Origin of the sequence: Roseomonas aeriglobus (assembly GCA_016937575.1) — a bacterium.
GTDB lineage: Bacteria > Pseudomonadota > Alphaproteobacteria > Sphingomonadales > Sphingomonadaceae > Sphingomonas > Sphingomonas aerigloba.
Genome location: JAFHKN010000002.1, coordinates 266,831 through 281,065, shown reverse-complemented (window position 1 = coordinate 281,065; position 14,235 = coordinate 266,831). Strand labels below are relative to the sequence as shown.

Here is a 14,235-nt window from a genome sequence, read left to right as displayed (position 1 = left end):
AGAATGTCATGACGATGCGGACTTTGCTGGCGCTGATGCTGGCCGGATCCACCCAGGCCCAGACGACGTCGCCTGCCGAATGGGAGCGACCGGAGGTCATCCGGGAGGGGGCGGAGCCGATGCGCGCCACCTTCGACGGGTTCGAGACGCGCGCCGGCGCCCTGTCGCGCGACGTTCGCCGTTCACGCTATCATCTGTCGCTCGACGGCGAATGGCGCTTCAAATTATCTCCGACGCCGGAGACGCGACCGAAGGATTTCTATCGCAGCGATTACGACGTCTCGGGCTGGGGGACGATGACCGTGCCGGGCATGTTGCAGGCGCACGGCTATGGCGGGCCGGTGTTCGTCGGCAGCGGTTACCCCTTTCCGCGCAACCAGCCATGGATCGACCATAGTCTGAACGAGGTCGGATCGTACCGCCGCGACTTCACCGTGCCGGCGCATTTCGCAGGCCGGCGCCTGATGCTGACGATCGGCGCGGCGGGCGCGGCCTATTACCTGTGGGTCAACGGACAGCGGATCGGCTATTCCGAGGATTCGAAGCTGCCGGCCGAGTTCGACATCACCGCCGCGGCCAAGCCCGGGCGCAACAGCATCGCGATCGAACTCTATCGCTACGCCGATGGCAGTTATCTCGAGGACCAGGATTTCTGGCGGGTCAACGGCATCGAACGCAGCGTGACGCTTTACGCTGCGCCGCGCAGCCGCATTCGCGACCTGGACGTGCGCGCCGGATTGCAGAACGCATGGCGCGACGGGCAACTGGCACTGACCGTCGCGACACAGGATGCGGCCCCCGGCGCGCGTGTCCGGGCAACCATCCTCGACGGCCGCACCACGCTCTTGGCTCGCGAGGCGCCCGTGGCTGGCAGCAGCGCGCGGCTCGATGCCGTCCTGCCGGCGGTGCGTGCGTGGAGTGCGGAGGATCCCAATCTCTACACGCTGCTGGTCGAGCTGATCGCTCCCGACGGCCGGCTGATCGAGGCGACCAGCCGCCGCATCGGCTTCCGTAACGTCGAAGTGACGTGCGGCGAAGTGCGGGTGAACGGCCGTCGCATCATGATCCGCGGCGTCAACCGCCATGAACATGATCCGCGCACCTTCCACATCGTCTCAGAAGCCACGATGCGCCGCGACATCGAATTGATGAAGCGCGCCAACATCAACGCCGTGCGGACATCGCATTATCCCAACGACCCGCGCTGGTACGAGCTTGCCGACGAATATGGCCTGTACATCATGGACGAGGCCAATATCGAAAGCCATGGCTACCTGAGCGTCGCGCAGCAGACCGGCGACGAGAAGGGCAATTTGCTGGGCTATAAGCCCGAATGGCGCGCCGCGCATCTCGACCGCGTGCAGCGCATGGTCGAACGCGACAAGAACCATCCGTCGGTCATCTTCTGGTCGCTGGGCAACGAAACCGGCGTCGGCACCAGCTTCGAAGCGGCGGCGGCCTGGGTGCGCCAGCGCGACCCGACGCGGCTGATCAGTTTCCTCGGCTACAGCATGAGCGGATGGCGGCATCCGACGAACGCCTATGTTGATATCTTCGCGCCGATGTACGACGATGTCGTCAAAATCGCCGACTATGCGGTACGGCCCGAATTCCCACAGCCGCTGATCATGAGCGAATATGCCCATGCGATGGGCAACAGCCTGGGCAATTTCCGCGATTATTGGGACGTGTTCCGCCGCTATCCCAAGCTGCAGGGCGGGTTCGTCTGGGATTGGGTCGACCAGACCGTCCTGAAGAAGGGCGCCGACGGCCGCGAATTCCTGGCGCAGGGTCCCGATTTCGAGAACAAAGGCGGCGATGACAGCCCGGTCGGCGATGGCGTGGTCGGATCGGATCGCACCCCCGACCCGGAATATTACGAACTGGCGGCGGTCCAGGCGCCGATCGCGTTCGACCGAACGCCGTCGGGCTACGCCGTCGTCAACCGACACGACCATATCGATCTGTCACGCTTCACGCTCGACTGGGCGGTGATGGAAGACGGTGTGCCGGTCGCGTCGGGCGCGGTACCGACGCCGGCGGTCGCGCCGGGGGAGACTGCCCCGCTCGACCTGCCCCTCCCGCCGCAGAGGGATGTCGCGGCCGAGCGCACGTTGGTCCTGCGCGCCCGCGCCAGGGCCGGGGCGATCCCGCTGGTTCCGGCCGGGCACGTCGTCGGCGCGACGCAATTCGCCCTGTCGCCGCCGCGGGCGGTGTCGGCACCCACCGGAACCATCGCGCCGCGCCGCGACGGCGACGTGCTGCGCCTGTCGGCAGGCGGCGCGGTGCTGGAGATCGACACGGCCACCGGGCTCGTCCGGCGCTATGCGCGCGCGGGGACGACGCTGCTGAGCGGGGGAGCGCCCAATTTCTGGCGCGCGCTGACCGACAACGACATGGGCGCCGGCGTGGCCAAAAGCCATGCGATGTGGAAGACCTTCTCCGAACAGCGCCGCACCGACGGGGTTGCGATCGACGGCAATGCGATCGTGGTGCACCACACCATGGGCGTCGGGGCGGTGACCATGGTCACGCGGTGGACGATGGCCGCCGACGGTACGGCGCGCGCCGACGTCGCGTTCGATCCCGTGCGCGACGACCTGCCCGATCCGTTACGCGTCGGGCTCGCTTTTGCCGCCCCCGGCACGCTCGACCGCGTCCGCTGGTTCGGTCGCGGCCCGCAGGAAACCTACGCGGATCGCAAGAGCGGCGCGCTGATCGCCGTATGGCAGGGGGCGCTGGCCGACCAGATCCACGCGTATGCCCGACCTCAGGAGAGCGGCGCGAAACAGGATGTGCGCTGGATCGACCTCAACGGTGCGGGCGTGCCCGGAGTACGGATTACCGGCGTGCAGCCCTTGTCGGTCAATGTGCTACCCTATTCCGCGGCTCTGACGCCCCGTACGCCGACGGGACAGGGCACCCTGCTAGTCGATGCCGCTCAAGCCGGCGTCGGCGGCGACACCGGCTGGAACATCGATGGTCGCCCGCACATGAAATACCGGGTCCCCGTACGTCGGCTGACCTACGCCTTCACGATCGGCGCGCCGTGACGCAGGCACGGCGTCACGACCCGATTTCGGCGCGCAGCGACCCGGTCGCCTGGGCTGGCCGGGCCCGCGCGGGCTTCGTCCCCTCCCCTGCGAACGGTGCCAGCCGGAACGTCACGCGCGTCGCCTCCGCCTTGGTGCGATAGGCGGGCAACGGCTTGCCGAAATCGCTCCACTGGGTATCGCCCCCGACACCCCATTGCGCGGCGTCGACCAGCAACGTGACGTGCCCATGCGGTTTCACGTCGCTCGACTTCCACGTCCCCGGTGTCTTGCGGTCTAGATCCTCGTAGGGGAAGGCGAGCGCGTTCATCATCAGTGGGCGGTCGCCCTGCACGCGCAGGCCGCGCCCGGCGCCGGACAACTCCATCCAGCGCACGTCGACCTTGTTGCCGGTTTCCTGCGGACGGATGTAATCGTGATTCTGCGCCGCGATCGCCCCGCGCCACAATCCGATCGGAGCGGATGTCTTGCGATCGACATAGCTTTCGTGCGGGCCGCGGCCATACCATTCGACGGTCGTGATGTCGGTCGGCATGTCGAACGCCAGGCCGATCCGGAACGGTGGCGGCAGGTCCGGCTTGATCGGCGTCAGCGCGCCCGCCACGTCGACCGATCCGTCGCCGGCCATTGTGTAGGTCGTGGTAAAGGTCGCGGCATTGTCGCCCAGCCCATATTCGACCCGGATCTCCGCGCCGCCGCCGTCGATCGCACGGCTGGTTACCGACCGGACGGCGCGCGTTTCGCTCATCGCCTTCCACGGCGCGATCAGGCGCGCCGATCCTACGCCCAGGTCGTTGTCGGTCACCGCGCGCCAGAAATGCGGTGCGCCGCCCGACGCCAGCGCACGCCCCTGGACCGTGTAGCGCGCGATCAGCCCGGTGCGCCGATCGACCGCCAGCGCCGCCTCGCCCGCGGACAGGGTAATCGCGTCGTCGGATTGCGCCACGCGCACGGCTCCGCCGGATGCGACGCGGGCGGGCATCGTGGCCGGCTCCAGCGCGAACTGTTCCCAGCCGATCACGGTTCCCCCGGCAACCAGCGGCACTGCATCGGCCTTGGCGCGCGCGCGAATGGTGACGAAATATTCGGCACCGGGACGACGCGGTGCGCCGGACAGGGGTAGCGTGATCGTATCCGCCGACCGCGCGCCCGTCGTCATGCCCGGAAGCGTGCCCGTCGCGACCGGCACGCCGTCCTCCAGAAGCTCCCAGTCGAAATCATACCCGGCCAGCGTCGCGAAATCGTGCCGGTTGCGCACCGTCAGCCGGCCGGTGGCGGGATCGAAGCCATCGAACTGCACCGGGGCATAGACCTTGCGCATTTCGTAGAAGGCCGGATTGGGTGTCCGATCGGCCTGGAGCACGCCGTCACCGAACTCGATGTCCCCGCCCGGGTTCGGCCCATATTCGCCACCGTCCCCCCAGTAACGCGTGCCGTCCTTCGTGTAACGGTACATCGATTGGTCGACCCAATCCCAGATGAAGCCGCCCTGCAACTTGTCGGGGTGCGCGTAGATGGTGTCCCAATATTCCTTCAGATTGCCGCCCGAATTGCCCATCATGTGCGCATATTCGCACTGGATCAGCGGCTGCTGGAAATTCCAGTTCTTCGCATAGTCCGACAGTTTGACCGCCGGATCGTACATCGGCGCATAGATGTCGGCGTACCAGTTCGGGCGGTGGTCCGAAATGCCGTCCCACGTCCCCCAGCCGAGGTAGCTGATCAGGCGTCCCGGATCGCGCGTCTTGGCCGCTTTCGCCGCGGCGGCGAAGGACGGGCCGATCCCGGCCTCGTTCCCCGACGACCAGAAGATCACCGACGGATGGTTCTTGTCGCGCTCCACCATGTTGGTGACGCGCTCGACATGCGCCGTCTTCCACGCCGGGTCGAACCCGACCTGGATTTCACCGCGCTGCCGGGGGCGGCGGTTGGCATAGTCCATGTACGCGTGGCTCTCGATATTCGCCTCGTCCATCACGTACAGACCGTAGCGGTCGGCGAGTTCGTAGAGATATGGATCGTTGGGATAGTGCGACGTCCGGATGGCGTTGACGTTCGCCTGCTTCATCAGCCGGATATCTCGTTCCATCGATTCGCGGCTGACGACGTGGAACGTCTCGGGATCATGTTCGTGGCGGTTGACCCCGCGGATGGTGATGGGGCGGCCGTTGACCGACACCAGGCCGTTCTTCATCTCGACGGTGCGAAAGCCGATGCGGCTGTAGGTCGATTGCAGGATCACCCCCTTCGCGTCGTAGAGCTCGACCAGCAGCATGTAGAGGTTAGGCGTTTCCGCGGTCCATGGCCGCACGCCGGGCACCGTACCGGTCAGCGTGACGCTGCGCTCGGCCTTGCCCGCCGGCACCGCGGCACGCCCCTCGGCCACGGTGCGATCGCCGTCGCGCAGGACATAGCGCGCGGTGGTCGCCGCCCCCGGCGTGACCGCGACGTCGACGGCCAGCTTTCCGGTTCGATAGCTGTCGTCCAGCCCGGCGTGCACGAAGAAATCGCGCACCCGCATGGCCGGCGCCGCCATCAGATAGACCTCGCGCTCGATTCCCGAGACGCGCCAGAAATCCTGGTCCTCCAGATAGCTGCCGTCCGCCCAGCGATACACCTGAATTGCGACGGTGTTGCGGCCCGGCTTCACGTAACGAGTGACGTCGAACTCGCTCGGCAGTTTCGAATCCTCGGCGTAACCCACCTTCTCGCCGTTGACCCAGACATAATAGGCCGCCCCTGCCGCACCGATGTGCAGGATGACGTCCTGTCCCGTCCAGTTCGCCGGCAACGTGACGTCGCGGCGATAGGAGCCGACCGGGTTGGCCGCGTGCGGGATGAAGGGCCGGTCCATCGGGAACGGATAGGTGATGTTGTTGTAGCGCGCCTGGTCATACCCTTGCGCCTGCCACATCGCCGGCACCTTGATGCTCTTCCAGCCCGATACGTCATAGTCGGGACGCTCGAAGCCCTTCGGCAGGTCGATCGCGTTGGGCGAGAAGGCGAATTTCCAATCGCCGTTCAGCGACAGGAAGCGCGACGATTGGGTGCGGTGACCGGCCAGCGCCTTGTCGCGACTTTCGAAGGGGAAGCCGGTTGCCCGCGCCGGCAGCCGGTTGATCGCGTTGACCGCAGGGTTCTCCCATTCCGGTCGGCTCAGATCGATCTGGACCGGCGCGATGCGCAGAGCGTCCTGCGCCCCCACGGCGGTGGCGAGCACTGTCATCGCCACACCGGCCAAAGCAATTGCGCGCATGCTGTGCGTTTCCTTTTTCGTCATGCTTGAAGGGATAGGCGCGACGGCCCGCTGTCAGTGCCGGGCGTCGAGCCGCTGCATCGCGGTCGCCGCCAACAGATAGGCGCCGACGCCGTAATATTGGGTATCGTCGGGATGCACCTGTTCCGGCCGATCGCTGACCTGCTGAACCCAACCCAGACGGCCATCCGGCCGGATCGCGCGTTCGAGCGCGGCCCAGCCGCGGCGCGCGACCGGCGCATATGTCGCGCGCGGCAACAGCCCGGCGTTCACGCCCCACGCGATGCCATAGGTGTAGAAGGCGGTCCCGCTGGATTCAGGCGGTGCGGCTTCGGGTGCCAGCAACGAGGGTGCCCAATAGCCGTCCGGCTTCTGCAGCGCGGCGAGCTTGGCGGCCATGTCCCTGAACAGCCGCTCCATCCGAATTCGGTCGGCGCTCTGCGGCGCCAGTTGCGGGATGATCCGCGCCATGCCAGCGAACACCCACCCATTGCCGCGCGACCAGAATTGCTTGCGCTGTCGTTCGTCGCGACGGTCGAAAAAGCGGCTGTCGCGGTAATAGAGTTTCTCGACCGGATCGAACAGGAAATCGGTCGTCGCCCAGAACTCCTTGAGCGCAAAGGTACGATATTTCGGGTTGCCGGTCTGGCGCGACAGTTCGACCAGCGCCGGGGGCGCCATGAACAGCGCGTCGCACCAGCACCAGCGCGTCAGGCATTCGGTATTGCTGTAACCCGATGGCGGCACGACGAAGGCCAGCGTCGTGACCGCGGGCGTATCCACCACCCGGTCGAACGCAGCCACGGTCGGCGCGCGCGCAGCCGGCCCCGCGCCGTTCCGCGCCGCCCAGAGATAGCTCTGGGTGATTGCATGATCGTCGGCGAAATAGGGCTTGTCGCCCGGCAGCCAGCGGTTCGCCCGCCCCTGATCGAAGATCGCCTGGCGGATGCGCGGCGGAGCGCCGGCATCGGCGAGCGCCGTCATGCCGACCCAGAACACCGCCTGCTCCCACGCCCGGGGTTTGCGGGTCTCGCCGGTGGCGCGGCTGACGTGGTCGGCATCGCGCATGCGGGCCAATTGCCAGTCGGCCAACTGCACCGCGGCGTCGATCGGGCGGCGCGGGGTTTGCGCGCTGACAGCGACCGGAACCGAAAGCGCGATGCCAATGGCAAGGCGGAGCATGCGCAGGATCATGATGGCGTTCCCCAGTCCCGAACGGATTGCGGCGATGGTCACGTGATGGCCCAACAGGACCGCTCCGCCGCCGCAAAAGGGCCGCCCCGTCGGAGGTCATCATATAAATATATGTTGAACCCGGTCAATTGACTGACATATTAATTGGCGGGCAGCGCCGGTCGCGAGAGGTACCCTGGAATGACTGTCAGCAGCGCTGCGCCGCCGCCGTCGCATGCCAGGGGCGGCCGCTGATAATGCGCGCGATGGCCCGCCGCGGGCTCCTCGGCGGGCTGGCGCCGGGTGCGGGCTGGACGCTTGCGGAACGGGCGTTGGCTACCACACAGCGGGATCGCGGCGCACGCGGTTCTTCTGTGGGTGCGCGACCCGACGGGAAGACAGACCGGGCCTATATGCTCGACCTGTTGCGCCGTATGGCCGCACCTGTGCTGAGCCGCGTGGCGCTCGGACAGCTGCAGCGCGACTGGACGCCCGAACTCAGCCCGACGTGGGACGGTCACGACCGGCATCGTCCCGTGGCTGGCCTGCCCGATCGGCTGCGACCGGGCGATGGTCGATTCCGCCGATCCGGTTCGTTATTGAGCCCCGGGTCCGCCCGGCGAAAAAGGGAGAACAGGGTGAAGGGCGCCATAGGATCTGGCCTGATCGCGCTTGCCACTCTGGGGCCGGCCGCCACGGCCCAGGCGCCGGCCGCCCGGACAATCGAGGCGATCGACCGCGTCTGGTCGTCGCACGCCGTCGGTTTCGCGATCGCGGCCGACACCCAGCGGACCGTCGTCGCCTATTACGACGCCAACCGCCAGCTGAGTGTCGCCGTGCGCGCGCGATCGGGCGGCTGGACCTATCACCGGCTCGACAGCTGGACCGGGTGGGACAGCCATAATTATGTCGCCGCAGCGATCGATGCCGATGGCCAGATCCATGTCGTCGCCAATCTGCACAACGATCCGCTCGTCTATTTCCGCACGACCCGCGCGGGCGATCCGCGCACGCTGACCCGGATCGCGACCCTGGTCGATCCCGCGCGCGAGAGGCGCATGACCTACCCGGTCTTCCTGCGCAGCCACGACGGCACACTGATCCTGAAGTATCGCGACGGCGGCAGCGGCAACGGCAACGAGATCTACGTGGCCTACGACCTCGCGACCCGTCGCTGGCGACCGCTGCTGGCGACGCCGCTGGCCGATGGGGAGGGTCGGCGGAACGCCTATTTCGTTGGCCCCGTCACCGGGCCGGACGGGCGGTTCCACCTCGCCTGGGTCTGGCGCGACACGCCCGATGCCGCGACCAATCACGACCTGAGCTATGCCGTCAGCGACGACCTCATGCACTGGCAGCGATCGGACGGCCGCCCGCTCGACCTGCCGCTACGCCTGGACAGCAGCGAGATCGTCGATCCCGTTCCGGTGCGCGCAGGAATGATCAACAACAACAGCGTGATCGGATTCGACCGCGCCGGGCGGCCGATCATCACCTATCATAAATTCGTCGCCGACGGATCGACGCAAATCTTCCTGGCCCGGCGCGAGGCGCGCGGCTGGCGGATCGCGCAGGCGAGCCGCTGGCGCGGCTTTCGCTGGGATTTCGGTGGGGGCGGATCGCTCGCCAGCCGGCTGATCGTCTTCGGTGCGCGACCCGGCGCGAGCGGCCAGCTGGTGACCCGCGTCATCCGTGACGGCCGCGCGATCGATCTGGTCGTCGACGACGCGACCCTCGCGCCGATCGCCGAACGCCCTGCCCGCACCCTGGCCGACACGCTTCGTCCCGACCTGTCGCCGCCGTCGGGCATGGTCCTGAATACGGCAGCATGCGGCGGCAGCGCCATCGCCTGGGCCAGCCGCCCCCCGAACCGCGACCAGGCGCCGCGGACGTTGACCGAGCCGACGACGCTCTATTTCGTCAGCCCGCCGGGCGCCCCGCACGACGCACGCTGCGACGGCGTCGATCCGGGGTGATGCGACCGCGCGAAAGGTTGAACCGATCGCGATGATGATCGAAGACGCGGGATGCGATTCAAGGGACTCGACCTCAACCTGGTCGTCGCACTCGACATCCTGCTTCAGGAACGCAGCGTGTCGCGCGCCGCCGAACGGTTGAAACTCAGCCAGCCCGCAGTCAGCGCGGCGCTGGCCCGGCTGCGCGACTATTTCAACGACGAGTTACTGGTGCCGATCGGCCGGTCGATGATTCCGACCGCCTATGCCGAGTCGCTATGGCCCATTGCGCGCGATCTGCTCGCGCATGCCGATCTGTTGGTCGATACGTCGTCGACCTTCGATCCGGCGTCGTCGCAGCGACGATTCCGCATCAGCGCGTCCGATTATGTCCAGACCGTTCTGATCGCGCCGTTGCTGCGCCAGTTGCAGGCGACGGCGCCGCGGATCAGTATCGACGTCGGCCCGACCGGGCCGCTGAGCATCGCACAGTTCGAAGCAGGCGAGATCGACTGTATCGTCACGCCCGAACAATATGCGTCACCATCGCACCCGTTTCGTGCGCTGATCGCCGAAAACCACGTCGTCGTGGGCTGGCGCGGCAATCCGGCCATGGCCCGGCCGATGGATTTGGACGCGTTCCTCTCGCTAGGCCATGTCGCGGTCAGCATCGGATCCGGGCGCGAGCTGTCGTTCGCCGAACGGCATCTGCTGCCCTATCGCGAGCGGCGGCGGGTCGAGGTGACGACGTCGACCTTCTCCGGGGTCCCGCTGATGCTGCCCGGCACATTGCGCGTCGCAGTCCTGCAGGAGCGGCTCGCCAGAACCTTCGCCGACGCCTTCGACCTGGTCATGCGCCCGCTTCCGTTCGACATGCCCCCGCTGCGCGAGGTCGTTCAGTTCCACCTCAGCCGCGCCAACGATGCCGGCATCGCCTGGCTGGTCGACGCGTTCGGCACCATCGCCAACGGACCCGATGGAACGACCGCGGACTGAGGATCAGTTCTGGACGACCCGCTGCTCGATCGCCCCGAACGGCGCGCTGCCGTCGGCGCGGCGAGCCTCCATTCGCACCGTGTCGCCAAAACGCATGAAGGACGTGCGCGCGGCGCCTTCGTCGACGATCTCGATCCCGCGGCGCTCGGCGATGCAGGTCGATCCGACCTCGCGGAAATTGGCGTTCGATACGGTGCCCGACCCGATGATCGTCCCCGCCGGCAGCGACCGCGTGCGTGCGGCATGGGCGATCAGTTCGTGAAAGCCGAACGCCATCGCCGCGCCATTGGGGGCACCGAACCGCGCGCCGTTCCAGTCGACCAGCAGGTCCAGGCACACGCGGCCGTCGCGCCAGCCGTCGCCCAGTTCGTCGGGGGTGACGGCGACGCCCGCCATGCTGCACGCGGGCTTTGCCTGCACCCATCCGAAACCGGTCTTCATTTCGGGTCCGGCGAGCGTGCGCAGCGACCAGTCGTTGATCTGGACGACCAGCCGGACATGGTCGAGCGCCGCCGACGCCGGCGTGCCCATCGGCACGGCGTCGACGATCACGCCGAACTCGCCCTCGAAATCGATGCCCAACTCCTCGGACGGCAGGGGCACATCGTCGAACGGTCCGTAGAAGCGATCGGACAGGCCCTGGTACATCAACGGCAGGCCGGTGCGTTCGGGCGAGATGCCGAACACCTGATCCATTAGCGCGCCATGGCTGTCGAACGCCGATCCGTCGAGCCATTGCCAGGCGCGCGGCAGTGGAGCCGCCAATTCTCGATGGTCGAGCGCGTCGGGAAAGTCGCCAACCGCCGCACAGGCCGCGGCCTGCGTATCCCACTGCTCGAGCAACTGCTGCAACGTCGCGACCGGCGCGGGTGCGCAGCGCGTTCCATCGGGCGACACGATCACGAGGCGCCCGTCAGGCGTTCCATCGCGCAGGGTGGCAAGGCGCATTGTGTCAGTCCTCGAAGATCGCGACCGCGCGCGTCCAGCCGGCCGACCCGCGCTTCACCTTTGCCGGGAAGCACGAAACGGTGAAGCCTGAGGGCGGCAACTGGTCGAGATTGGTCAGTTTTTCCATGTGGCAATAGCCGATGTCGCGGCCGGCCTTGTGCCCTTCCCAGATCAGCGAGGTGTCCCCCGTCTCCGCCACCCGCCTGGCCGTCGCGGCGAAGGGCGCATCCCAGCTCCAGGCGTCGGTGCCGGTCACGCGGACACCGCGGCTGGTCAGGTACATCGTCGCTTCATAGCCCATCCCGCACCCCTTCCCCAGAAAGTCGGCGCTGCCGAGGGCCGCACCGGCGGCGGTATTGACCAGCACGATGTCAAGCGGTTGCAACGCGTACCCGATCCGCGCCAGTTCCGCTTCCACATCCGCCGCGGTCGCGACATAGCCGTCGGGCAGGTGGCGGAAATCGAGCTTCACGCCGGGACGGAAACACCAGTCGAGCGGCACTTCGTCGATCGTGATCGCGCGTTCGCCCCCGTCCATCGTCGGATGATAATGCCACGGCGCATCGAGATGCGTGCCGTTATGCGTGGTCAGCGTCAGCGTCTCCGACGCCGCGAAGCCGAGGCCGCCCGGCATCTGCTCCGCGGTCAGACCGGGGAAGAAATTCTGCACCTCCGCGACCGTCTCCTCATGCGTCTGATAGGTGATCGACGGGCGCATGAACGGCGGGTCGGTGATGACCTCCGGGTCGAGGGTGATCGACAGGTCGAGGAACCGGCGGGTCATGCAACGTGTCCGCCCAGCGTATCGGCAAACCAGTCGGCGATGTAATCGCGGCCGTAGCTCATGTTGTCGGCGCCGACATGCTCCACCCCGCCCTCCCGCGCGGTGAACAGCTTCAGCTCGCGGCGGGGCGCATTGACCAGCTGGTCGTGCAGATCATGCGCATAATCGACGCTGATCTGCCGATCGTTTGCGCCATGGGTGACGAGGAAGGGCACGCGGATTCGGTCCATATGACCGTTCAGGTTCATGTCGGTCGATCGGCTGAGGAAATCGTCCATATCGCTCGCGCCGAACGCCCACATCACGTGCGCCCAGTAATGCGGAACCGGATTCTCGCCCTCGCGCTTCATCCGCTTGTCCTGCACCTCGCGCCAATTGTGGTTTGCGCCCCACACCGCGCCGCTCGCGAAGCGGGGTTCATAGGCAACCGCGCGCGGCGCGAAATGGCCGCCGAGCGAGATGCCGGTCATGCCGATCCGCTTGGGATCGATGTCGTCGCGCGCCTCGAGCCAGTCGACAGCCTTCGACGCCCAAGTCTCGCTGTGCGGATCGACCGGCAGATCCTGCAGACGCAGCGCCTCGCCCGACCCCGGCTGGTCGACGCACAGGGTGGAAATGCCGCGTCGCGCCAGCGCATGCGGCAGCTTCGACCAGTAGAGCAGTTCCTTGCTGCTATCGAGGCCATTGCAATAGACGACGACCGGCTTCGGCCCGTCGCCTGGCGCGCGGGTGTAGAGCGCCGGCATCGTGCCCTTGGCCAGCGGCACTTCGATCCGCTCTCGCGGCAGGCGGCCTAGGCGCGTCGAGCGATCGAACGTCTCGCGCGCCTTGGCATAGGTCGCCTTGCGCCCGGGATGCCCATGCCCCTGCATGCGTTCGGCGACGAGCAGGTACAATGCGGCCCGCTCCAGCTTGTCCGACGCGGAAAATCCCCGACCGCGTGCCTCGTCTTCGGCGGCCAGCGCGATCAGTTTGTCGGCCGTTTCGACCCACTTCGCCATAAACTGCGGCGTGCCGGCGTCGGCCCCGTTCGCCGCCGCATCGCGGATCGGCTGGCACATGTCGACGATCTCGCCGATCTGCGCGCCGCTCTCCATCGCCATCGCGACCGACAGGTTCCAAATATAGTTCGGAAAATATTCGAAGAGCGCCACGGCCTCAGACCTCCGCTGCCTGGAACAGCGCCGGATCGGGCTTCGGGTGCGGCATCGTCTGCGGGCCGCCGACGCCCACGCCCCACTGGTCCATCACCTGTGGTCCGGGAACGTGGACCTGTGCTTCATGCGTGTGGAAATCGACGTCCTCCAACTCCGACGTATATTCGACCGCAAAACCGTTCGGCGTCGTGAAGTAGCTGAACGTGTTGTTGCCTGCGGTATGGCGGCCCGGACCCCAGAGGATGTCGGTGCCCTTCTTCCGCAAACGGCTGATGCCGCGCATCATGTCGTCGACGGTCAGCACGTCGTAGGCGACGTGATTGAGGCAGGGCGGCCCGGGCAAGAAAGCGATGCGGTGATGCGCCTCGTTGCAGCGCAGGAACGCCATGAAATCGCCGAGCCAGTCGCTCAGCTTGAAGCCCAGCACGTCGACGAAGAACTGAACCGCCGCCTTGTGGTCGGGCGAGTGGAGGACGATGTGGCTGATCTTCTGCGGCACCGCATCCCACCGGGCCATCGTCCGCTTGGCGCCTTCGGCGACGTCGCTCGACACTTCGAACGGCAGGCCGTCGGGCGAAAAGAAGCGGAATCCGTAACCGCCGCCCGGCGAGGTCAGGTCACGCGGCGCGAAGATGATCTTGCAGCCCGCCGCGATCACGCGGTCGTGGAGCGCATCGACATCGGTGCGGGTCGTGGTCGCCAGCGCGATGACGTCGACGCGGGCCACGTCATCCTGACGCAGGCGGACGACATGATGTTCGCTGTGCCCCTGCGCCTTGAAATAGGCCATGCCGTTATCGCTCGGCACCGGCTCCAGCCCCCAGACGTCGGCGTAGAAGGCGCGTTCGGCCTCCATGTCGGGCATCGCATATCCGACATAGCGGATGTCAGTTACTCGGCTCATTCGACAGGT

The 14,235-nt window shown here is 67.0% G+C and carries 9 protein-coding genes; 3 read left to right on the top strand and 6 right to left on the bottom strand.

The window, feature by feature from the left end:
* Positions 1 to 8 precede the first annotated feature (8 nt).
* Entirely contained in the window at positions 9 to 3,053 is a 3,045-nt protein-coding gene (locus JW805_01710) for a DUF4981 domain-containing protein (GenBank protein ID MBN2970732.1), read from the top strand.
* A 13-nt stretch (positions 3,054 to 3,066) separates the two neighbouring features.
* Here the strand turns inward: JW805_01710 and JW805_01705 are convergent, their stop codons facing one another.
* Positions 3,067 to 6,309: a DUF4981 domain-containing protein gene (locus JW805_01705; GenBank protein ID MBN2970731.1), complete on the bottom strand. Its 3,243-nt coding sequence runs from the start codon at positions 6,307 to 6,309 to the stop codon at positions 3,067 to 3,069.
* A 54-nt stretch (positions 6,310 to 6,363) separates the two neighbouring features.
* Complete coding sequence (locus JW805_01700; GenBank protein ID MBN2970730.1) at positions 6,364 to 7,545, bottom strand: glycoside hydrolase family 88 protein; 1,182 nt, start codon at positions 7,543 to 7,545, stop codon at positions 6,364 to 6,366.
* Between the two features lie 194 nt (positions 7,546 to 7,739).
* Between JW805_01700 and JW805_01695 the strand changes: the two genes are divergently transcribed.
* Positions 7,740 to 9,458 carry a BNR repeat-containing protein gene (locus JW805_01695; GenBank protein ID MBN2970729.1) on the top strand — a complete coding sequence of 573 codons (1,719 nt, stop codon included), beginning with the start codon at positions 7,740 to 7,742 and terminating at the stop codon, positions 9,456 to 9,458.
* A 51-nt stretch (positions 9,459 to 9,509) separates the two neighbouring features.
* On the top strand, positions 9,510 to 10,433 hold the full coding sequence (locus JW805_01690; GenBank protein ID MBN2970728.1) for a LysR family transcriptional regulator: 924 nt from the start codon (positions 9,510 to 9,512) through the stop codon (positions 10,431 to 10,433).
* A gap of 3 nt (positions 10,434 to 10,436) precedes the next feature.
* Here the strand turns inward: JW805_01690 and JW805_01685 are convergent, their stop codons facing one another.
* Genes JW805_01685 through JW805_01670 form a run of 4 tightly spaced genes read right to left on the bottom strand, consistent with a single transcriptional unit; the run spans position 10,437 to position 14,226 of the window.
* Positions 10,437 to 11,381, bottom strand: coding sequence for a fumarylacetoacetate hydrolase family protein (locus tag JW805_01685; protein ID MBN2970727.1), 945 nt, complete (start codon positions 11,379 to 11,381; stop codon positions 10,437 to 10,439).
* A 4-nt stretch (positions 11,382 to 11,385) separates the two neighbouring features.
* Positions 11,386 to 12,165 carry a cyclase family protein gene (locus tag JW805_01680; GenBank protein MBN2970726.1) on the bottom strand — a complete coding sequence of 260 codons (780 nt, stop codon included), beginning with the start codon at positions 12,163 to 12,165 and terminating at the stop codon, positions 11,386 to 11,388.
* Entirely contained in the window at positions 12,162 to 13,268 is a 1,107-nt protein-coding gene (locus tag JW805_01675) for an alpha/beta fold hydrolase (GenBank protein ID MBN2970725.1), read from the bottom strand. Before JW805_01675 ends, JW805_01680 begins: the two co-directional genes overlap by 4 nt.
* Positions 13,269 to 13,323: 55 nt before the next feature.
* A complete protein-coding gene (locus tag JW805_01670; GenBank protein MBN2970724.1) occupies positions 13,324 to 14,226 on the bottom strand; it encodes a VOC family protein in 903 nt (300 codons plus the stop codon).
* Positions 14,227 to 14,235 lie beyond the last annotated feature (9 nt).